Source organism: Cognatiluteimonas weifangensis (assembly GCF_003416885.1).
Classification (GTDB): domain Bacteria; phylum Pseudomonadota; class Gammaproteobacteria; order Xanthomonadales; family Xanthomonadaceae; genus Cognatiluteimonas; species Cognatiluteimonas weifangensis.
The window spans coordinates 66,034-85,209 of record NZ_QVPD01000011.1; the positions used below are offsets into that span (position 1 = coordinate 66,034).

General features: G+C 71.6%; 17 protein-coding genes, 1 tRNA gene and 3 pseudogenes. 8 read left to right on the top strand and 13 right to left on the bottom strand.

What is annotated here, in order from left to right; all coding sequences use genetic code 11:
• Positions 1 to 54: 54 nt before the first annotated feature.
• The 3 genes from D0Y53_RS10375 to D0Y53_RS10385 are packed head-to-tail and all read right to left on the bottom strand — an operon-like array spanning position 55 to position 3,569.
• The gene (locus tag D0Y53_RS10375) at positions 55 to 1,509 is read right to left on the bottom strand and encodes an N-acetylmuramoyl-L-alanine amidase (RefSeq protein WP_117203195.1); all 1,455 of its coding nucleotides are present in this window, start codon (positions 1,507 to 1,509) and stop codon (positions 55 to 57) included.
• Positions 1,510 to 1,560: 51 nt separating this feature from the next.
• Complete coding sequence (gene tsaE, locus D0Y53_RS10380) at positions 1,561 to 2,079, bottom strand: tRNA (adenosine(37)-N6)-threonylcarbamoyltransferase complex ATPase subunit type 1 TsaE (protein ID WP_117203197.1); 519 nt, start codon at positions 2,077 to 2,079, stop codon at positions 1,561 to 1,563.
• 5 nt (positions 2,080 to 2,084) lie between these two features.
• Entirely contained in the window at positions 2,085 to 3,569 is a 1,485-nt protein-coding gene (locus D0Y53_RS10385) for an NAD(P)H-hydrate dehydratase (RefSeq protein ID WP_117203199.1), read from the bottom strand.
• Positions 3,570 to 3,591: 22 nt separating this feature from the next.
• On the opposite strand from D0Y53_RS10385, the gene queG reads away from it, so the two are divergent.
• Complete coding sequence (gene queG / locus D0Y53_RS10390; protein ID WP_117203202.1) at positions 3,592 to 4,671, top strand: tRNA epoxyqueuosine(34) reductase QueG; 1,080 nt, start codon at positions 3,592 to 3,594, stop codon at positions 4,669 to 4,671.
• 138 nt (positions 4,672 to 4,809) lie between these two features.
• Here the strand turns inward: queG and panD are convergent, their stop codons facing one another.
• From panD to panB, 3 genes and pseudogenes are all read right to left on the bottom strand, one after another.
• Positions 4,810 to 5,190, bottom strand: coding sequence for an aspartate 1-decarboxylase (panD, locus tag D0Y53_RS10395; protein ID WP_117203204.1), 381 nt, complete (start codon positions 5,188 to 5,190; stop codon positions 4,810 to 4,812).
• A 123-nt stretch (positions 5,191 to 5,313) separates the two neighbouring features.
• On the bottom strand, positions 5,314 to 6,177 hold the full coding sequence (gene panC / locus D0Y53_RS10400) for a pantoate--beta-alanine ligase (RefSeq protein ID WP_117203206.1): 864 nt from the start codon (positions 6,175 to 6,177) through the stop codon (positions 5,314 to 5,316).
• A pseudogene (panB, locus tag D0Y53_RS10405) lies at positions 6,174 to 6,955 on the bottom strand (3-methyl-2-oxobutanoate hydroxymethyltransferase). Before panB ends, panC begins: the two are co-directional and overlap by 4 nt.
• Positions 6,956 to 7,156: 201 nt before the next feature.
• Here panB and D0Y53_RS10410 point away from each other — a divergent pair.
• A complete protein-coding gene (locus D0Y53_RS10410) occupies positions 7,157 to 8,083 on the top strand; it encodes a creatininase family protein (RefSeq protein WP_267896059.1) in 927 nt (308 codons plus the stop codon).
• A gap of 31 nt (positions 8,084 to 8,114) precedes the next feature.
• Here the strand turns inward: D0Y53_RS10410 and folK are convergent, their stop codons facing one another.
• The gene (folK, locus tag D0Y53_RS10415) at positions 8,115 to 8,624 is read right to left on the bottom strand and encodes a 2-amino-4-hydroxy-6-hydroxymethyldihydropteridine diphosphokinase (protein WP_199492046.1); all 510 of its coding nucleotides are present in this window, start codon (positions 8,622 to 8,624) and stop codon (positions 8,115 to 8,117) included.
• Positions 8,625 to 8,629: 5 nt separating this feature from the next.
• Positions 8,630 to 9,916: pseudogene (gene pcnB, locus D0Y53_RS10420) on the bottom strand (polynucleotide adenylyltransferase PcnB); the annotation flags it as partial.
• A 191-nt stretch (positions 9,917 to 10,107) separates the two neighbouring features.
• Between pcnB and D0Y53_RS10425 the strand changes: the two are divergent.
• A tRNA-Glu gene (locus tag D0Y53_RS10425) sits at positions 10,108 to 10,183 on the top strand.
• A 132-nt stretch (positions 10,184 to 10,315) separates the two neighbouring features.
• Complete coding sequence (fdxA, locus tag D0Y53_RS10430) at positions 10,316 to 10,639, top strand: ferredoxin FdxA (protein ID WP_117203214.1); 324 nt, start codon at positions 10,316 to 10,318, stop codon at positions 10,637 to 10,639.
• A 69-nt stretch (positions 10,640 to 10,708) separates the two neighbouring features.
• Here fdxA and D0Y53_RS10435 read toward each other — a convergent pair whose 3' ends face one another.
• On the bottom strand, positions 10,709 to 11,218 hold the full coding sequence (locus D0Y53_RS10435) for a hypothetical protein (RefSeq protein WP_117203216.1): 510 nt from the start codon (positions 11,216 to 11,218) through the stop codon (positions 10,709 to 10,711).
• Between the two features lie 13 nt (positions 11,219 to 11,231).
• Positions 11,232 to 12,137, bottom strand: coding sequence for a 4-hydroxy-tetrahydrodipicolinate synthase (dapA, locus tag D0Y53_RS10440; protein ID WP_117203219.1), 906 nt, complete (start codon positions 12,135 to 12,137; stop codon positions 11,232 to 11,234).
• A gap of 225 nt (positions 12,138 to 12,362) precedes the next feature.
• Here dapA and D0Y53_RS10445 point away from each other — a divergent pair, with 225 nt between their 5' ends.
• The 3 genes from D0Y53_RS10445 to D0Y53_RS10455 all read left to right on the top strand — a co-directional run bounded on the left by D0Y53_RS10445 (position 12,363) and on the right by D0Y53_RS10455 (position 15,030).
• Positions 12,363 to 12,944: a glycine cleavage system transcriptional repressor gene (locus D0Y53_RS10445; protein ID WP_233511751.1), complete on the top strand. Its 582-nt coding sequence runs from the start codon at positions 12,363 to 12,365 to the stop codon at positions 12,942 to 12,944.
• 58 nt (positions 12,945 to 13,002) lie between these two features.
• Entirely contained in the window at positions 13,003 to 13,485 is a 483-nt protein-coding gene (locus D0Y53_RS10450) for a peroxiredoxin (RefSeq protein ID WP_117203223.1), read from the top strand.
• A gap of 147 nt (positions 13,486 to 13,632) precedes the next feature.
• Positions 13,633 to 15,030, top strand: a complete 1,398-nt coding sequence (locus tag D0Y53_RS10455; RefSeq protein ID WP_117203225.1) for a PhoH family protein — start codon at positions 13,633 to 13,635, stop codon at positions 15,028 to 15,030.
• A gap of 62 nt (positions 15,031 to 15,092) precedes the next feature.
• Here the strand turns inward: D0Y53_RS10455 and D0Y53_RS10460 are convergent, their stop codons facing one another.
• Positions 15,093 to 16,763 carry a SulP family inorganic anion transporter gene (locus D0Y53_RS10460; protein WP_117203227.1) on the bottom strand — a complete coding sequence of 557 codons (1,671 nt, stop codon included), beginning with the start codon at positions 16,761 to 16,763 and terminating at the stop codon, positions 15,093 to 15,095.
• Positions 16,760 to 17,005 (bottom strand): helix-turn-helix domain-containing protein, encoded by a 246-nt coding sequence (locus D0Y53_RS10465; protein ID WP_233511752.1) that lies wholly within the window; start codon positions 17,003 to 17,005, stop codon positions 16,760 to 16,762. Before D0Y53_RS10465 ends, D0Y53_RS10460 begins: the two co-directional genes overlap by 4 nt.
• Before the next feature lie 138 nt (positions 17,006 to 17,143).
• On the opposite strand from D0Y53_RS10465, the pseudogene thiD reads away from it, so the two are divergent.
• Positions 17,144 to 17,926, top strand: a pseudogene (gene thiD, locus D0Y53_RS13130) (bifunctional hydroxymethylpyrimidine kinase/phosphomethylpyrimidine kinase); the annotation flags it as partial.
• Here the strand turns inward: thiD and galE are convergent.
• Entirely contained in the window at positions 17,887 to 19,077 is a 1,191-nt protein-coding gene (galE, locus tag D0Y53_RS10475) for a UDP-glucose 4-epimerase GalE (RefSeq protein WP_117203231.1), read from the bottom strand. The pseudogene thiD and the gene galE overlap by 40 nt on opposite strands.
• Positions 19,078 to 19,176: the final 99 nt, after the last annotated feature.

The window sequence follows — 19,176 nt, forward strand, 5'->3', positions numbered from 1 at the left end:
GATAGCGACTCGGGGACGGCGCGAGTCGGACCGTCGGCTTGACGCTGCGGCCGCTCAGGGGCTGCCGCCGCCGTAGGCGCCGCCGGCCGCGTCGGCGCGCGCGGCGTACAGCGTGCCCGGCGGCGGTTGCCGCGAGAAATAACTGGTGACGCCGTCGAGGATCGCGCGCGCCAGCTGCGACTGGTGGCGCGGATCGTTGAGCTTGCGCTCCTCGTCCGGATTGGAGATGAAGGCGGTCTCGACCAGCATCGAGGGCACGTCCGGCGAGCGCAGCACCACGAAGTTGGCGCGCTCGATGTGGCTCTTGTGGGTCTTGCCCAGGCGCTTGAGGCCGCCCAGGACCTGCTCGGCCATGCTCTCGGAGGCTTTCTGGGTCGCGCTTTGCGACAGGTCCAGCAGCACCGAGGCCAGGGTGTCGTCCTTGTCCTGCAGCTTGACCCCGCCGACCAGGTCGGCGGCGTTCTCCTGCCGCGCCAGCCAGCGCGCGGCCTGCGAGGAGGCCCCGCGCTGCGACAGCACGAACACCGAGGAGCCGCTGGCCTCGGGGCTGGTGAAGGAATCGGCGTGGATCGACACGAACAGGTCGGCCTTGGCCGCGCGCGCCTTCTGGTAGCGCTGCGCCAGCGGGATGAAGTAGTCGCCCTCGCGGGTCAGGTACGCCTTGAGCCCGGGGGTGGCGTCGACCTGACGCGCCAGTTCGCGCGCGATCTTCAGGGTGATGTCCTTCTCGCGGCTGCCGTTGGCGCCGCGTGCGCCCGGATCCTGACCGCCGTGGCCGGCGTCGATGGCGATGATCAGCGGTCGCAGGCCGGCGCGGCGGGCGATGTCCTGCACGGTCTTGACCGGGGCCTGGGCACTGCGCGAGGTCGGGCCGGCCGCCGACTCCGGGGCGGCGGCCGCATGGGCGGCGCTGCGGCCCGGGGCCGTCGCGGCGCTCTGTGCGGCGCCCTGGGTGAGGATCGCCAGCGGATCGGGGGCGGCCGGCGGCGGCGTCGCGGGCAGCGACGCGATCAGGCGCGCGGTCGCGGCCGCCGCGGTGCGGGTGGGGTCGGCCGTGGGGGTCTGCGTCGCCATGGCGGCCGCCGGTGCCGGACCCGCTGGCGCGCCGTCGCCCGGCCATTCCAGCACCAGACGCGGACCGTCGGCCCCGGGTTCGAAATGCGGTTTCAGCACTGCGACCGCGTCGGCCAGATCGAACACGATCCGGGCGGTGCCCGGCACCGGATGGCCGCTGCGCACCGCTCGCACCAGGCCGCCTCCGGACGGCAGCGACAGGGTCCGGGGCAGGTCCACGCCGGGCAGGTCGACGACCAGGCGGTCGGGGCCGGACAGGGCCATCACCTTGAAGCCGACCTCGCGGTCCAGCCGCAACTCGGCCCGGGTGCCGGTGGCCCCGCTGTCCACGCGCACGCCGCGCAATTCCCCGGCCTGGGCCAGGTTCCAGCACACCGCGGCCAGCAAGGCCGTAGCGAGCAGGAATTGCTGAACGGTCGCCCCCCGGATGCGCATGGGCCGGATTCAAGCACCAAACTTCGGGCTTGGCAAGCATTTTTCCCTTAGTTATCCGGGGTCTGGCGCAACTTCCTGTGGTCCGGATTCATAAAAGGGTCGCAACTGGGTATTTTCGGCCAGTCGCGCCAGCCATGCCGTCCCCGCCGGCGTCCCCGCTTGCAGCCGGGCGCCGCGCCCGGGGCCGGCCAGCGCCAGCCGGATCTCCAGATCGGGCGCCGGCAGCGCGCGAACGCCGTGCTCGGGCCACTCCACCAGCCACAAACTGGCCTCGGCGTCGTCCAGGGCCAGGAATTCGAGCTCGCCGGCATCGCCGATCCGGTACAGATCCAGGTGCAGGGCGCGGCCCCCCTCCGGCAGCGGGTAATGCTCGACCAGGGTGTAGGTCGGGCTGCGGATCGCGCCCGTCACCCCGTGCGCACGCAGCCAGGCGCGCGCCAGGGTCGATTTGCCGGCGCCCAGGTCCCCGTGCAGGTAGACCACCGCCCGCGCGGGCGACCGCGGCTGCGTCGCCGCCAGGGCGCGCGCGAGCGCCTGGGTCGCTTCGGGGTCGGGCAGCGTGAGTTCCATCGTGCTCAAGCCTGTGGGTGCGGATTCGCGCAGCGGCGCAACTGCGGCAGCAGGTCCGACGGCAGCATGCCGCGCTCGCCTGCGGCGGCCGCGACATCGCCGGCGACCGCGTGCAACAGCGCGCCCGTGGCGGCCACATCGAAGGCCGCCAGGCCTTGCGCGCGCAGCGCGGCGATCACGCCGCTGAGCAGGTCGCCCATGCCGCCCACCGCCATGCCGGGATTGCCGGCCGCGATCGCCCGCGGCGTGCGTTGCGGCGCCGCGACCAGCGTGCCCGCGCCCTTGAGCACGACCACGCAGTCGTGGCGCTCGGCCAGCGCCTGCGCGGCGGCGTAGCGGTCGGCCTGCACGCGCGCGCTGTCGCTGCCCAGCAGCCGCGCCGCTTCGCCCGGATGCGGAGTGAGGATCGTGTCCGCGGGCAGCGCGCGCGGCGCAGCGGCCAGCAGGTTGAGGGCATCGGCGTCGAGCAGCAGCGGCTTGCCTGCGGCCAGCACCGCGTCCAGCAGTTCGCGCCCCCACCCGCCCTGCCCCAGGCCCGGGCCGATGGCGACGACATCGGCGCGCTGCAGCAGCGGCGCCAGCGCCGCCGCGGTCTCGACCACGTGGACCATGGCTTCCGGTTGTCGTGCCAGCAGCGCCGTCACGTGCTCGCGCCGCGTCGCCACGCTGACCAGACCGGCGCCGCTGCGCAACGCGGCCTGCGCGCACAGCACGATCGCGCCGCCGCTGCCGTGGTCGCCGCCGATGCACAGCACGTGGCCGTAGTCGCCCTTGTGGCTGTCGCGCGGGCGCGCCGGCAGCCAGTCGCCGAGCGCGCCGGCCGGCCACGCCTCCGCGGCGACCGGCACCGAGCGCAACAGCGCCGGATCCAGTTCCAGGGGGGCGATCTCGGCGACTCCGATCCGGTCCAGCGCCGCGCCGGTGACCAGGCCGCGGTGCGGCGTGATGAACTGCAGCGTGCGCGCCGCCCGCACCGCGCTGCCGGGGACGCTGCCGCGGTCGGCGTCGACCCCGCTGGGGACGTCGAGCGCGAACACCGGCGCGGGGCCGGCGTTGATCGCGGCGATCAGCGCCGCGCACTCGGCATCCGGCGCCCGTGTCAGGCCGATGCCGAACACGGCATCGACCACCACGTCGGCGGCGGGCAACGCGCCCTGGAACACCGCGACCTGGCCGCCGGCGCGTTCGAAGTCGGCGTGGGCCCGCTGCGCCAGCGCGCTGCGCGGCGCGTGCCCGGCCAGCCGCAGCACCTGCACCTGGCGCCCGGACGCCAGCGCCTGCGTCGCCAGCACGTAGCCGTCGCCGCCGTTGTTGCCCGGCCCGCAGACCACGGCGATGCGCTGGGCCTGCGGCCAGTGCGCCAGCAGGCAACGCCACGCCGCCCGGCCGGCGCGCTGCATCAGCAGGAAGTCGTCGCCGAGCGCCTGCGCCGCGCGCTGTTCCAGCGCGCGCAGGGCGGCGGTGTCGTACAGCGCGACGGTCTGCGGCATCGCGCGATTCTATACTTGCGCGATGGAAATCCCCGCCGCTCCCGCCGTCCACGAGGCGCCCGACCTGGCCGCGCTGGCGACGCGGATCAAGGCGCTGGTGCTGGAATCGGGCTTCCAGCGCTGCGGCATCAGCGACATCGACCTGTCCCGGGACGAGGCCCACCTGCGCGACTGGCTGGCGCAGGGCCTGTACGGCTCGATGGAATGGATGGCGCGCCACGGCGACAAGCGCTCGCGGCCGCAGGAACTGATCCCGGGCACGGTGCGGGTCCTGTCGGTGGGCATGGATTACGGCCGCGACGGCGAGCAGGCCTGGGCCACGCTGGCCGACGGCGAGCGCGCCTATGTCGCCCGCTACGCACTGGGCCGCGACTACCACAAGCTGATGCGGCAGCGGCTGCAGAAGCTGGCCGAGCGCATCGCCGCGGAAGTCGGCCCGTTCGGGCACCGCGTGTTCGTGGATTCGGCGCCGGTGCTGGAGCGCGCGCTCGCGCGCAACGCCGGACTGGGCTGGATCGGCAAGCACACCTGCCTGATCGACAAGGACGGCGGCAGCTGGTTCTTCCTCGGCGAGATCTACCTCGACCTGCCGCTGCCGATCGACCCGCCGGCGAGCGAACACTGCGGCACCTGCCGCCGCTGCATCGACGTCTGCCCGACCGGGGCGATCACCGCGCCCTACCGGCTGGACGCGCGGCGCTGCATCTCCTACCTGACCATCGAGCACGAAGGCGCGATCGACGAGGAGCTGCGGCCGCTGATCGGCAACCGCATTTTCGGCTGCGACGACTGCCAGCTGGCGTGCCCCTGGAACAAGTTCGCCAAACGCACCGACGAGCCGGACTTCCGGGTGCGCAACGACCTCGACCGGGCGAGCCTGGCCGACCTGTTCGCTTGGACGGAAGCGGAGTTCCTGCAGCGCAGCGAAGGTTCGGCGATTCGCCGCAGCGGCTACCAGCGCTGGTTGCGCAACATCGCCGTCGCGCTGGGCAACGCACCCACCACGCCGGAGGTGGTGGCGGCGCTGGAGTCGCGTCGCGAGCACGAGGACCCGGTCGTGCGCGAACACGTGCTCTGGGCGCTGGGCCGGCATCACCGGTAACGGCCGGCCCCCGGCGGCGCATCGGACCCAACGCAGGCCGGCCCACGCCCAAGCGGAGGCTGGCGGAGAAAACGCCAGATCGATCGGACGGATGCGGCTGGACGCGGCCGGATGCGGGGTCCGCGCGGCAGCGCGCGCTTACGCGGCCTGCTGCGGGATCGAGGTGTTGGTGTGGGTCAGCGCGTTGTGCCGGTCCACGTACACCAGGGTCGGCTGGTGCTGCGCCGCTTCGGCGGCGTCGAGCCCGGCATAGGCGCAGATGATCACCAGGTCGCCGGGCTGGGCGCGGTGCGCGGCGGCGCCGTTGACCGAGATGATGCCGCTGCCTGCCTCGGCGCGGATCGCGTAGGTGACGAAACGCTGGCCGTTGTTGACGTTGAAGATGTGCACCTGCTCGTACTCGCGGATCCCGGCGATGTCGAGCAGGCGCGCGTCGATCGCACACGAACCCTCGTAGTGCAGCTCGGCGTGGGTCACGCTGGCGCGGTGGATCTTGGCTTTGAGTAGGGTCAGTTGCATCGTCGCGCCCCGGCCCGCGGCTGCGGGCGTCAGGTCGGCAAGTTTAACAGCGTTTGCCGCAACGCAACATTCGCCTCGATGCACCGTTGCGCCGGCAGTTCGGAAATCCCGGCCGTCCGGGCATCACCGGAAGCCTCGATCCAGCGTGAATTCGAGGTTGTCGATCAGCCGCGTGCGCCCCAGGCGCGCAGCCACCAGGGCCAGCTGCGCCCCGCCCTCGCCGTCGGCCGGCTCGCCCAGGTCCGGGCGCCGCACGACCACGTAATCGACGTCGAACCCGCGCCGCTGCAGGTGCGCCCGGGCCTCCGCCTCCACCTGCAGCCGGGGCGTGCCGGCGACGAGCGCCGCGCGCATCGTCTGCAGGGTGCGCTGCAGTTCGGCGGCCACCGGCCGCTCCTCCGCCGACAGGTACTGGTTGCGCGAGCTCATCGCCAGGCCGTCGGCCTCGCGCAGGATCGGTGCGGCAAGGAGTTCCAGCGGGAACGCGAGATCGCGCACCAGGTAGCGGATCACCGCCAGCTGCTGGTAATCCTTGCGCCCGAACACCGCGACGTCCGGCTGCACCTGGTTGAACAGGCGCGCGACCACGGTGGCGACGCCGTCGAAATGGCCGGGGCGATGCGCGCCTTCCAGCACCTCGGTCACGCCCGGCACCCGTACCTGCACCGTCGCCTCGACGCCGAACGGATACATCGTCTCCACTGACGGCAGCCACAGCAGGTCGCAGCCGGCGGCGTCCAGCCCCGCCGCATCGGCCTCGGGCGTGCGCGGGTAGCGCGCGAAATCCTCGTCCGGCCCGAACTGGGTCGGGTTGACGAACACGCTGGCGACCACGCGGTCGGCATGCCCGCGCGCCAGCCGCAGCAGCGAATGGTGGCCGGCGTGCAGGTTGCCCATCGTCGGCACGAAGCCCACGCGCAGGCCTTCGCGCTTCCATGCCGCCACGCGCGCGCGCAGCGCGGCCAGTTCGCCCGTGGTCGCGATCATGCCGCGTAGCTGTGCGCGGCGTCGGGGAAACTGCCGTCGCGCACCGCCGCGACATAGGCGGCGACGGCGCCCGCGACCGACCCGCCGTCGGCGAGGAAATCCTTGACGAACTTCGGCCGCCGGTGGCCGCCGTCCAGGCCCAGCAGGTCGTGCAGCACCAGCACCTGGCCGTCGCACTGCGGCCCGGCGCCGATGCCGATGGTCGGGATCGCAAGCTCGGCGGTGATCGCGGCGGCGACCGGCGTCGGCACGCATTCGAGCACCAGCAGCGAGGCGCCGGCGTCGGCGACCGCGCGCGCGTCCTCGTGCAGCTTGGCCGCGGCGCGCTCGTCGCGCCCCTGCACCTTGTAGCCGCCCAGGCGCAGCACCGACTGCGGCGTCAGCCCCAGGTGCGCGCAGACCGGGATCTCGCGTTCGACCAGGAAGCGAATGACTCCCAGCTTGTGGCCGGCGCCTTCCAGCTTGACCATGCCGGCGCCGGCCTGCAGGCAGCGCATGGACGCCTCCAGTGCGCGCTCGGGCGTGGCGTCGGCCTGGAACGGCAGGTCGGAAACCAGCAACGCGGCGGACAGCCCGCGCGCGCGACGCAGGCGGTGTGGTAGACGATGTCGTCGACCGTCACCGGCAAGGTGCTGGCGTGGCCCTGCACCACCATGCCCAGCGAATCGCCGACCAGCACCAGATCGACGCCGGCGGCGTCCAGCGCACGCGCGAAGCCGGCGTCGTAGCAGGTCAGCATGGTCAACCTGCGACCCTCGCGCTTGGCTTGCGCCAGCATCGGGACGGTCCAGGGCTTGCGGTCGGCGGCATCGGCAGCGGTTGCGTACACGGCGATTCCGGCGGAAAGGGGGATGCCGATTATGCCGGTCGCCGGGCGCGCGTGCGCTCGGCTGGCCTGCACCGGGCCGACGCGGCGTTTTCCCCCGGTGTCCGGCCATGCACCGGAGCCATTACGGGGGAATCCATGCATCGCCGCCTGATGAACCCGGCCGGATGGTTGCTGCCGGTCCTGCTCGCCGCCTGCGGTCAGACCCATCATTCGCTGCAGGCGGTCGGCCCGCTGCGACTGCGGCCGGGCATTTATGCGGTGTCGGACCTGGACCGCGTCCAGCTCGCCAGCCTGCCGCGCGACCGCACCCTGTTCCTACTGCCCGTCGGCATGCTGGAGGAACACGGCCCGCACCTGCCCACGGGCAGCGACAACCTCCAGCTCGATGCCGAGGTGCGGGCGCTGCTGCCGGCGCTGGGCAAGCGCTTCCCCGACTGGTTCGTACTGACGTTGCCGACCCTGCCCTACGGCGTCGGCGGCGCCAACGGCTTCAGCGGCGACCCGATCGATCCCGGCACCTACGCGCTGGACAAGGACACCTTGCGCGACGTGGTACGCGAGCTCACCGCGCAGGTCGCGCAGAACGGCTTCCGCTGGACCTTCGTGCTCTATACCCACGGCGCGCCCGACCATGCCAAGGCGATCTTCGACGCCTGCGACGCGGTCAGCGACAAGTACGGCGTGACCGTGGCCAACCTCAGCGGCACCATGTGGTCCGACCCGGACCGGGTGAAGGAGTCCGATGCGCTGCGGGCACGCTACTTTAGCCCGGCACAACGGGCGCGAATGCAACACGACATCCATGCCGGCGCCAACGAAACCTCGCTCCTGCTGGCTGAAGCGCCGGCTGCGGTGCGTCCGCTCTGGCGGCGGCTGCCGCCGGTCGCCGGCGACAGCATGCTCGCGGTGTTCAGGCAGGCCAGGCGACCCGGCTGGCCGGGCTATGTCGGCATGCCGTCGCTCGCGAACGCGCGCTACGGCCGCGAAAAACTCGCCAGCAACGTCAGGTTCGACCTGCGTCTGATCGCCGCAGCGCTGCACGGCGACAACCTGCGCAAGCGGCCGCGCGACGATTGACCCGGCGAGCGGCCGGGCGCTCGAGCGGCGCTCAGGCGCGCTCCGCCAGCAGCTTGCAGCCGCCGGCATCGACCGCAGCGAGCAGGTCGGCGACGCGGCCGCGGCCGGGCACGTCCAGGCCCGGCGCGATCTCCGCCAGCGGCACCAGCGCGAACGCGCGCTGGTGCAGGTGCGGGTGCGGGACCCGCAGGCCCGGCTCGTCGATGCTGTCCGCGCCGTACAGCAGCAGGTCCAGATCCAGCGTGCGCGGGCCCCAGCGTTCGCCGCGCTCGCGGTCGCGGCCGAAGCGGCGCTCGATCTCCAGCAGCGCATCGAGCAGCGCGCGCGCGTCCAGCCGCGTCTGCAGCAAGGCTGCGGCATTGACGAAATCCGGTTGCGCGGTATTGCCCCAGGCCGGCGTGCGATACAGGCGCGAGGCACGCAGCAGGCGCGTGCCCGGCAAGGCATCCAGCGCCCGCAGCGCCGCGTGCAGGGTCGCGGCGACTTCGCCGAGGTTGCCGCCCAGACCGACCGCCGCCAGGACCGGACGGTCGTCGAGCATCGCGTTCACGCGGAGGCGGAAGTGACGCTGCGCCGACGCCGGCGGCGACGCCGCGGCGCGGCCTCGGCGGTGTCCGTGGCGTCGGAGTCCGCGGCGGTATCGGCCTCGCCCGCCGCCGCCTGCACCTCGCGCCAGAACGCGACCTCCTCCGCATGCTCGTCGGAGGCCGCCTGCCGCAGCACCAGGAAATCGAACGCGGCGCGGAACCGCGGATGCGCCAGCAGCCGCGACGCCCGCTTGCGCTGGGACAGGCGCGACTGCAGCAGCCAGATCTCCTGCATCGGCAGGGAGAAGCGCCGCGGCAGCGCCAGCGTGGCCAGCTGGTGCACGGTGACGCGATCGGCCGCGCGCCGCTGCGCCTCGGCCGCATGCATGCCCTGCGCCTGCAGCGCCATCAGCGTGCGGCAGTACGCCGGCCACAGCAGCAGCGCGAACAGGAACGCCGGCGATACCGGCTCCCCGGCGGCCACGCGCTCGTCGGTGCCGCGCAGGCCTTCCAGCAGCATCTTGCGCAACGCGCCACTGCGGTTGGACTTGAGCGCTGCCGCGGTTTCCGGCAGCAGCACCGGCAACAGGCCGTGGCGCTCCAGACCGAGGAAACCTGCGACCGCATGCCCGGCCAGGAACAGTTTCAGGCACTCCTCGAACAGGCGCGCCGGTGCAGCCTCGCGCAGCAGCGGCGCCAGCAGCGGCAACGGCGCGGCGGTAGCCGCGTCGATGCGGAAGCCGAGCTTGGCCGCCAGCCGCACCGCGCGCAGCATCCGCACCGGATCCTCGCGGTAGCGCTGCTCGGGATCGCCGATCAGCTTCATCACCCGGTTCTGCACGTCCTCGAAGCCGCCGACGTAATCGCGCACCGAGAAATCCTCGATCGCGTAGTACAGCGCGTTGGCGGTGAAGTCGCGCCGCACCGCGTCGTCCTCGATCGTGCCGTAGACGTTGTCGCGCAGCAGGCGCCCGCCCTCGTGCTGCTCGCGGTCGCCGCTGCCGTCGTCGCTGTTGGCGCGGAAGGTGGCGACCTCGATGATCTCGCGGCCGTACACCACGTGCGCCAGGCGGAACCGGCGGCCGATCAGGCGGCAGTTGCGGAACAGCGCCTTGACCTCTTCCGGGGTGGCGCTGGTGGCGACGTCGAAATCCTTGGGCCGGCCGCCGACCAGCAAGTCGCGCACCGCACCGCCGACGAGGTAGGCGCCGTAGCCGTTCTCGCGCAGGCGGTACAGCACCCGCAGCGCGTTGGGGCTGATGTCCTTGCGCGAGATGGGGTGCGCGTCGCGCGGGATGATCCGCAATTGCAATTGCGCGCCGGCGGCGATGGTGGGGTCTTGGATGGGCATCGGGGGCGGCGCAGCCGCGGGCAGGGCCGTGAAGGCGGGATCGCATTGCCTGCGGCAAGCGTGGCCCATATACTAGCAGGCTCCGTGCGCCGGCCATTCCGGAACACGGGCCGGCCGTCCAGCCGGGGTCCCGCGCGGACCACCCCGCTCCCTTCGTCTAGAGGCCCAGGACGTGGCCCTCTCAAGGCTAAAACACGGGTTCGAATCCCGTAGGGAGCGCCATACACGCAGGTCGCCCGCAAATGCACCGCAGGCGACGCGGATTCCACGCGAAAGCCCGGTCCCGGCCGGGCTTTTTTCGTTTTCCGGGCGCGCTCGCTAAACTTGCCGCCGCGCCCGCAACGGAACCAGGCCATGCCCTTCGTCGTCACCGAAAACTGCATCAAGTGCAAGTACACCGACTGCGTCGAGGTGTGCCCGGTGGACTGCTTCCACGAGGGCCCCAACTTCCTGGTGATCGACCCGGAGGAGTGCATCGACTGCACCCTGTGCGAACCCGAATGCCCGGTCAGCGCGATCTACCCGGAGGACGACGTTCCCGCCGGGCAGGAACGGTTCGCGGCGCTGAACGCCGAGCTGGCGAAGGAGTGGCCGGTGATCGCGACCCGCAAGGAGCCGCTGCCGGATGCCGCCGAGTGGGACGGCAAACCGGACAAGCTGCCGCTGCTGCAACGCTGAGACGCGCGGCGCCGCCGCGACCGCACGGGCGCCGGGGCGCCCGTGCGCATTGCCGCTTGGCGCCCGGCCTCAGCCGCCCAGCGCCGCCTTCAGGGCCGCGATCAGCTTGACCGGCGCCTCGGCGCTGGCGGACATGCCGCGCGGGTCCACCGCCGACACGTAGACGCCGGCGTCGACCTTGGTCACCCGCACCAGGAAATTCGCGCCCTCGTAGCTGACGTCGTAGGTGCCCAGCAGTTGCGCCTTGCTGGCGATGACGACGCCCGCCTGCGCCGTCAGCGCATCGCCGACCCGTGCGAACACTTCGTCGCGCTCGCCGGCGACGGTGAAGCCGGTCGCGGCGGCGGCGACGCTCGGGCCCAGCGAGGACCGGGTCACCGATTGCGGCGCATCGCCCGGCACCTGCATCGCGCCCTGGGTGTTGGGCAGGTCCAGGTCCGGGGGCACTTCCAGCGGCCGGCTTTCGGCGCTCTGCTGGTAGGGGCTGTCCTGCTTGAACCAGTGGCAGCCCGCGGTGCCGGCCACGGCAACCACGACGATGGCGAGGACGAGCGGACGCAACACGTGGGGCTGGGGCATCGGTATCTCCAGGTCAGGCCGCGACGGCATTGCGGCAGGTTTGTTCCAGCTGCTCGACGAGGTCGGCGATCCGAACCGCGGCCTCGGCGTGGGCCGGCGACAGCGGCGTCAGCGGCAGGCGCAGGCCGTGGCCTACCCCCATGCGCGACAGGATAGCCTTCAGCGGGATCGGATTGGACTCCACGCCGAGGAACGCGTACGCCGGGCGCAGGCGCGCATCCCAGGCCTCGGCCTCCGCCCGGTTGCCGGCGCGCGCCAGGTCGCAGAGCTTGCGGAACGCGCGCGGCAGCACGTTGGAGGCGACCGAGACCACGCCGTCGGCGCCGGCGAGCATCGCCCGCGCCGCGGTCGGATCGTCGCCGCTGAGCACGGCGAAGCCGTCGCCGCGCAACGGCAGCAGCGCGGCCATGCGCTCCGGTTCGTTGCGCGCTTCCTTGATGCCGACGATGCGCTCGTGCCCGGCGAGTACGGCCGCCGTCTCCGGCAGCAGGTCGCACCCGGTGCGGCCGGGCACGTTGTACAGCACCAGCGGCAGCGCGCCGTCGTCGGCGATCGCGCGGTAATGCGCGATCAGGCCCGGCTGGGTCGGGCGCACGTACGGCGGCGTCACCACCAGCGCGGCGTCGGCGCCCAGCGCGGCGACGCGGCGGGTCTGCTCGATGGTCTTGGCGGTGTTGGACAGGCCGCTGCCGGCCAGCACCGGGATGCGCCCGGCAATGATCTCCACCGCGCTGCGCAGCAGGGCGTCGTACTCGGCGTCGTACAGCGCCGCGGCCTCGCCGGTGGAGCCGGCCACCACCACGCCCTGGGTGCCGCCGTCGAGTTGCGTCTGCAGCAGCCGGCGCCAGGCGTCGAAATCGATCTCGCCGCCGGCCGTGAACGGCGTCGCCAGCGCGGTGATGCTCCCGGAAAGTCGCACGTGGATGTTCTCAGGTTGGGGATGGCCGCGCACCGGCCCCGTGGCGCCCGCGGCCCCCCGCGTGCGGACATCGGGACGGGAAGACGAAGGATCTGCCGGCGCGCGAGCGCCCGCTGCCGACACGCGCCGATGTTACTTGCGGCGCCAAAGCGCGGGCAAGTATGCTGGCCGCGGCTTCCGGCCCCGCGCCGGCCGCCGTTCAGCCCCCCAGCAGCGGACGCCGCCTTGACCGATCCCGACCTTGCCCATCGCGATTCCGCCTCCCGTCCGTCCCCGAACGAGAACCACCTGCTGATCAACGCCTACACGACGCATCCGCGGTCGCCGTTGCTGGCGGTGACCCGGCGCATCGCCGACAGCGGCTGCAACCTGGTCGACACCCGCCTGTCCACGGTCGGACGCGACGTCTCGGTGACGGCGCTGGCCACCGGGTCCTGGGACGCGGTCGCCAAGCTGGAGACCATGCTCGGCAAGCTCGAGCGCGAGGAAGGCCTGAAGCTGGTCTGGTACCGCACCGGGCCCAAGCCGGTGCAGTCCAACCTGCTGCCGTACGTGGTCGAGGTCGTCGCCGCCGACAAGCCCGGGATCCTGTACCAGCTCGCCGATTTCTTCGACCACCAGTCGATCACCATCGAGAGCCTGCACTGCTCGCGTTACCGGGCAATGCAGACCGGTGCGGAAATGTTCACCGCGCAGGTCACCATCGGCATCCCCGCCGACATGCACATCGCCGCGCTGCGCGACGATTTCCTGGAGTTCTGCGACCATCTGAACCTGGATGCGATCATGGATCCGATGAAGTTCTGAGCACGGCCTTCCGACGCACGAGGTTCCGAGCACGGAATCCCGGGATGAAGCCCATACGATGATCGAGACTGGCAAGGCGCTGTCGAAATCCGTCCTCTCGCTGCCGCTGGCGCTGTCGGACGGCAGCCGCGCGACCCTCGCCGATTACGCTGGCAAGTGGCTGGTGCTGTACTTCTACCCCAAGGATTCCACTCCCGGCTGCACCACCGAGGGCCTGGACTTCAATGCGCTGCTGCCGAAGCTCCGCAAGCTCGGCGCCGAGGTCCTCGGGGTGTCGCGCGACTCGCTGCAGTCGCACCGGAATTTTTGCGCCAGGCAGGGCTTCCGGTTCGCCCTGGTCAGCGACGCCGAGGAGACGCTGTGCCGGGCCTTCGACGTGATCCGGCCGAAGAAACTGTACGGGCGCGAGTACATCGGGATCGAACGCAGCACCTTCCTGATCGATCCGACCGGCGTGGTCCGCCAGGCCTGGCGCGCGGTCAAGGTTCCCGGTCACGCCCAGGCTGTGCTCGACGCGCTGCAGGCTGCGCACGGGCCGTGACATCCTCTCTTCGACTTTGTCCGGCCCGGCGCAGCGCGCCTGGCGTTCATCGTCGCGTGCGCCGTTGGCGTGCAAACGCTCCTCTTCACCCACGCCCCGCACCGCGGGTCGCGGTGACCCGTCGCTGTCCGACCGCAGGAAACACGCATGACGCGTAGCAAGCGCATCCATGTTTTGGACACCAATGTGCTGATGCACGACCCCACCGCGCTGTTCAAGTTCGAGGAGCACGACGTCTACCTGCCGATGCAGGTGATGGAGGAGCTCGACAACGCCAAGAAAGGCACCTCCGAGGCCAGCCGCAACGCGCGCCAGGTCAGCCGCTTCCTCAACGAGATGATCGAGGCGCACGGCAACGGCGACATCACCGCCGGCATCCCCTTGAGCCGGCCGCGGGGGCTGCAGCTGCGCGGCGCGCAGAGCATCGGCAAGCTGCGCTTCCAGACCCGCGACTTCGATTCCGGCAAGCGTTTCGGCGCGGTGATCCCGGACAACCACATCCTCGGCGCGATCCTGGCGCTGAAGGAGGACGAGCCCGAGGCGGCGGTGGTGTTCGTGTCCAAGGACATCAACCTGCGGATCAAGGCCTCGATCGCCGGGATCGCCAACGAGGACTACGAGAACGACCGCGCGCTGGACGACTTCAGCCTGCTGTACACCGGCGCCACCGCGCTGCCCGGGGATTTCTGGCAGCGCAACGGCAAGGACCTGAAGTCGTGGACCGAGAAGGGGCGCACCTTCTACGAGATCGCGCGCACCGGCGAGGACGACTGGCACCCGAACCAGTTCCTGTACCTGCCCGGCGACGAGGAAGCCGAGCTGAAAGTCGTCCGGGTCGGCGAGGACAAGGTCACGCTGCGGATCGTCGACGATTTCCGCCACGCGCAACACGCGGTCTGGGGCATCCTGGCGCGCAATCGCGAGCAGAACTTCGCGCTCAACGCGCTGATGGACCCGGAGATCGACTTCATCACCCTGCTCGGCACCGCCGGCACCGGCAAGACCCTGCTGGCGCTGGCCGCGGGGCTGGCGCAGACCATGGACCAGCAGCGCTACCGAGAGATCATCATGACCCGCGCCACGGTCAGCGTCGGCGAGGACATCGGCTTTTTGCCCGGCACCGAAGAAGAAAAGATGACGCCGTGGATGGGCGCGCTCACCGACAACCTGGAAGTGCTGACCCACAACCAGGAAGGCGGCTCCTGGGGCCGCGCGGCGACCAACGACCTGCTCGCCTCGCGGATCAAGATCCGCTCGCTCAACTTCATGCGCGGGCGCACCTTCCTCAACCGCTGGCTGATCCTGGACGAGGCGCAGAACCTGACGCCCAAGCAGATGAAGACGCTGATCACCCGCGCCGGCCCCGGCACCAAGATCGTGTGCCTGGGCAACGTCGAGCAGATCGACACGCCGTATCTGACCGAGACTACATCGGGCCTGACCTACGCGGTGGACCGCTTCAAGCACTGGCCGCACAGCGCGCACGTCACCCTGCGTCGCGGCGAGCGCTCGCGGCTGGCCGATTACGCCTCGGAAGTGCTGTAGCTGTAGCTGTAGCTGTAACTACGACTTCAACTGCACCCGGTCGCGGCCGCGCCGGGTGCCGCTCAGGACGGCTCTGCGGCCGCCGCCTCGCCACGGTGGGCCTGGATGTGCGCCAGCGCCGTGGCCAGGTCCTTGAAGTAGCTGGCCGGTTCCTCGCGGCTGACGACCTGCGCGCGCACCAGCTTGCGCAGCACCCGCAGGCTGGCGCCGCTGAGCAGCACCTGCACGCCGCGCTGGCGCAGGGCGGAGATGGTGGATTCCAGCCGCTTGAGCCCGGTGGCGTCGACGAACGGCACCCGCTCCAGCCGCAGCACCAGCCAGGCGGGCTTGCCCCGCGACCACGACAGCGCCCGCTCCAGCGAATCGACCGAACCGAAGAAGAACGGCCCTTCGATCGAATACACCGCCACGTCGTGCGGCAACTCCTCCAGCCCGGCCGCGGCCAGTTCCTCGCGCACGCTGGCGTGGCCGTGCTCCACCACCTCGACCGAGGCGGCCATGCGGCGCATGAACTGGAACATCGCCAGGATCACGCCGATGTTCACCGCCACCACCAGGTCGGTGAGGATGGTGAGGAAGAAGGTGATCAGCAGGATCGCCACGTCCGCGCGTGGCGCCTGCCGCACCAGGCGCAGGAAACGCCGCGCCTCGCTCATGTTCCAGGCCACCACCCACAGGATCGCGGCCAGCGCCGCCAGCGGCACCTGCCCGGCGTAGGGTGCCAGGAACACCAGCACGCCGATCAGCAGGATGCAATGCACGATGGCGGCGAGCGGGCTGGTGCCGCCGTTGCGGATGCTGGTCGCGGTGCGGGCGATCGCGCCGGTGGCGGCGATGCCGCCGAACAGCGGCGAGAGGATGTTGGCCACGCCCTGGCCGATCAGCTCCTGGTTGGAATCGTGGCGGGTGCCGGCCATGCCGTCGGCGACCACCGCCGACAGCAGCGACTCGATCGCGCCGAGCATGGCGATGGTGAAGGCCGACGGCAGCAGCATCACCAGCAAGTCGAACGACATGGCCGGCAATTGCAGTTGCGGCAAGGTGCGCGGGATCGCGCCGAAGGTGGACGCGATGGTCGCCACGCCCTGCGGTTTCCAGACCGCCACCGCGACGGTGGCGGCGATCATCGCCAGCAGCGGACCGGGCACCCGCGACATTCCGGGCAGACGCGACCCCCACAACGCCAGCAGCAGGCTGCCGACCCCCAGCAGCGTGGTCGCCGGATGCAGTTGCGGCAGCGACTGCAGCAGTTGCCAGCCCTTGAGGTAGAACTGTTCGGCGTCGGCCGCGGGCAGGCCGAAGAAATACTGCCATTGCCCCACCCAGATGATCACCGCGATGCCGGCAGTGAAACCAACGATCACCGGGTCGGGGATGAAGCGGATCACCGCACCCAGCCGCGCCAGTCCCATCAGCACCAGCATGATCCCGGCCAGCAAAGTCGCCAGCAGCAACCCGCTGACGCCGAACTGCGCCACCACGCCGGCGAGGATGACGATGAAGGCGCCGGTGGGACCGGCGATCTGGATCCGCGAGCCGCCGAACAGCGCGACCGCCGCGCCGGCGACGATCGAGGTGTACAGGCCCTGCTCCGGCTTGACCCCGGAGGCGATCGCGAACGCCATGGCCAGCGGCAGCGCGACCACGCCCACCACCAGTCCGGCGACGATGTTGGGCAACCAGTGCTCGCGCCGGAACAGCCCCGCACGCCAGGCTTCGACGGCGGCGATCATGCCCCGGCTCCCGCTTCCGCCTTCAGGCGGACGCCGCGGCCGCCGCCGTGGCTGCTCGCCCGCTCGCCGATCAGCTCGATTCCCGCTGCGTCCAGGGCCGCGACGACCTTGGCCAGCGTATCCACCGTGCCGCGCACCTGGCCGCTGCTCGCTTCCATGCGCTGGATGGTCGGCAGCGACACCCCGGCCAAGTGCGCCAGCTGGCGCTGGTCGATCCCCAGCAGGGCGCGCGCCGCCCGCATTTGCGCCGCAGTGATCACTGGCCGACTCCACCCTCAGACATATGAATGAATATTTTAAACATCATCAAGCACGCTTGGTACTGCACCTTTCTGCCCACTTTGTAAAGTAGGCCCCCATTCCTGCCTGCGCGGCCTGCCATGTCCAGCCTCCCCCTTTGCGCCCTGACCATCGCCGGCTCCGATTCCGGCGGCGGCGCGGGCATCCAGGCCGACCTGAAGGCCTTCGCCGCGCACGGCGTCCATGGCCTGAGCGCGATCGCGGCGCTGACCGCGCAGAACACCCGCGGCGTGACCGCGGTACACGTGCCGCCGGTCGGCTTCCTGCGCGCGCAGATCGATGCCTGCTTCGACGACTTCCACATCGGCGCGGTCAAGCTCGGGATGCTGGCCACCGCCGAGGTGATCCACGCCGTGGCCGATGCGCTGGACACGCATTGCCCAGCGTTCGTGGTGCTGGACCCGGTGATGGTCGCGACTTCCGGCGCCAAGCTGCTGGCCGACGACGCGCTGGACGCGCTGCGCACCCGGCTGCTGCCGCTGGCGAGCCTGCTCACGCCCAACATCCCGGAAGCCGAGCTGCTGCTGGGCCGCCGCATCGCCTCCGCAGCCGCCGCCCAGGACGCGCTCGCCGAACTGCGCGCGCTCGGCGCGCAGGCGGTGCTGCTCAAGGGCGGGCACCTGGACGACGGCGCGCGCGTGGTCGACCGCTTCGACGATGGCCGGGCGCAAGCCGAATTCGTCCACGACCGGCTCGCGGTCGCCGCGCACGGCACCGGCTGCACGCTGGCCTCGGCGATCGCCGCCAACCTGTGCCGCGGCCTGGTGCCCGCCGCGGCCTGCGAGGCGGCGGTGGATTACGTGTACGCCGCGCTGCGCGGCGGCTACCGGCCCGGGCGCGGCGATGTCGTGGTGCTGGACCACTGCGCCACGGTCCGCACGCCGACCGACGGCGGCGGCGGGCCGGCGGGCGGCCGCGGCGTCGCGTCGACGCGTTTGTTCCGCGCGCTGCCCGACGCTACCTGACCGGCACCGGCGACGAACGCAGGCGCATCGACGTCCGCGTCCGCGTAGCCGCGCGGATGCAGCGATTGCCAATGCCAGGCGTCGCGACACATCCGCGGCACGCCCAGCCGCGCCCGCCAGCCGAGCAGGCGCCGCGCACGCGCAGGATCGGCATACAGCGTGGCGACGTCGCCCGGCCTGCGGGCGACGATCTCGCAGGGAATCCGGCGCCCCGAGACCCGTTCGAAGGCGCGCACCAGTTCCAGCACGCTGGTGCCGCGGCCGGTGCCCAGGTTGACGACGAGGTTGCGCTCGCGACGCACCAGGTAGTCGAGCGCATCCGCATGCGCGCGCGCCAGATCCATCACGTGCAGGTAGTCGCGCACGCCGGTGCCGTCGGCGGTCGGGTAGTCGCCGCCGAACACCCGCAGCCGCTCGCGCCGGCCCGCCGCGACCTGGCACAGGTAGGGCATCAGGTTGTTGGGCACGCCGCACGGGTCCTCGCCGATCAGGCCGGAGGGATGCGCGCCGACCGGGTTGAAATAACGCAGGCTCGCCGCCCGGAACGCGGGATCGGCACGGCACAGGTCCCCGATCATCTGCTCCATCACCAGCTTGGTGCGGCCGTAGGGATTGGTCGCCGACAGCGGCGCGTCCTCGCGCACGGGGACTTGCTCCGGCTCGCCGTAGACGGTCGCCGATGAGCTGAACACCAGCCGCCGCACGCCCGTGTCCTGCATCGCCTGCAGCAACGCGATCGTGCCGCCGATGTTGTTGTCGAAATAGTCCAGCGGCTGCGCGCACGACTCGCCGACGGCCTTGAGCGCGGCGAAGTGCATCACCGCGTCGAAGCGGGATCCGGCAAGCAGCGCCCGCAGCCCGTCGCGATCGCGCAGGTCGAGTCGATGCGCCTCGACCGGGGCGCCGATGATCCGCTGCAGGCACGGCAGCGTGCGCGGCGAACTGTTGACGAAGTTGTCGACCACCACGACCCGGTGCCCGAGGCCGGCCAGGACCACGCAGGCATGCGAGCCGATGTAGCCGGCCCCGCCGCAGACCAGGATGCGCATACACCGCCTCGTACGGCCGGCTCCTGACCTCAGCAACGCGGGCCGGAGGATTTGCCGGACGCGACCGGATTCCGCGTTCCCCCTCTCGCCTGCCCCGTG

Excerpts from the sequence above, each read along its gene's own strand:
- folK (WP_199492046.1), bottom strand. The coding sequence starts at position 8,624 with ATGCTCGACGACCGTCCGGTCCTGGCGGCGGTCGGTCTGGGCGGCAAC.
- D0Y53_RS10465 (WP_233511752.1), bottom strand. The coding sequence starts at position 17,005 with ATGCGGGCGGCGCGCGCCCTGCTGGGGATCGACCAGCGCCAGCTGGCG.
- fdxA (WP_117203214.1), top strand. The coding sequence starts at position 10,316 with ATGCCCTTCGTCGTCACCGAAAACTGCATCAAGTGCAAGTACACCGAC.
- queG (WP_117203202.1), top strand. The coding sequence starts at position 3,592 with ATGGAAATCCCCGCCGCTCCCGCCGTCCACGAGGCGCCCGACCTGGCC.
- galE (WP_117203231.1), bottom strand. The coding sequence starts at position 19,077 with ATGCGCATCCTGGTCTGCGGCGGGGCCGGCTACATCGGCTCGCATGCC.
- panC (WP_117203206.1), bottom strand. The coding sequence starts at position 6,177 with ATGATCGCGACCACGGGCGAACTGGCCGCGCTGCGCGCGCGCGTGGCG.
- D0Y53_RS10450 (WP_117203223.1), top strand. The coding sequence starts at position 13,003 with ATGATCGAGACTGGCAAGGCGCTGTCGAAATCCGTCCTCTCGCTGCCG.
- D0Y53_RS10410 (WP_267896059.1), top strand. The coding sequence starts at position 7,157 with ATGAACCCGGCCGGATGGTTGCTGCCGGTCCTGCTCGCCGCCTGCGGT.
- D0Y53_RS10455 (WP_117203225.1), top strand. The coding sequence starts at position 13,633 with ATGACGCGTAGCAAGCGCATCCATGTTTTGGACACCAATGTGCTGATG.
- D0Y53_RS10385 (WP_117203199.1), bottom strand. The coding sequence starts at position 3,569 with ATGCCGCAGACCGTCGCGCTGTACGACACCGCCGCCCTGCGCGCGCTG.
- D0Y53_RS10375 (WP_117203195.1), bottom strand. The coding sequence starts at position 1,509 with ATGCGCATCCGGGGGGCGACCGTTCAGCAATTCCTGCTCGCTACGGCC.
- D0Y53_RS10435 (WP_117203216.1), bottom strand. The coding sequence starts at position 11,218 with ATGCCCCAGCCCCACGTGTTGCGTCCGCTCGTCCTCGCCATCGTCGTG.
- panD (WP_117203204.1), bottom strand. The coding sequence starts at position 5,190 with ATGCAACTGACCCTACTCAAAGCCAAGATCCACCGCGCCAGCGTGACC.
- tsaE (WP_117203197.1), bottom strand. The coding sequence starts at position 2,079 with ATGGAACTCACGCTGCCCGACCCCGAAGCGACCCAGGCGCTCGCGCGC.
- D0Y53_RS10460 (WP_117203227.1), bottom strand. The coding sequence starts at position 16,763 with ATGATCGCCGCCGTCGAAGCCTGGCGTGCGGGGCTGTTCCGGCGCGAG.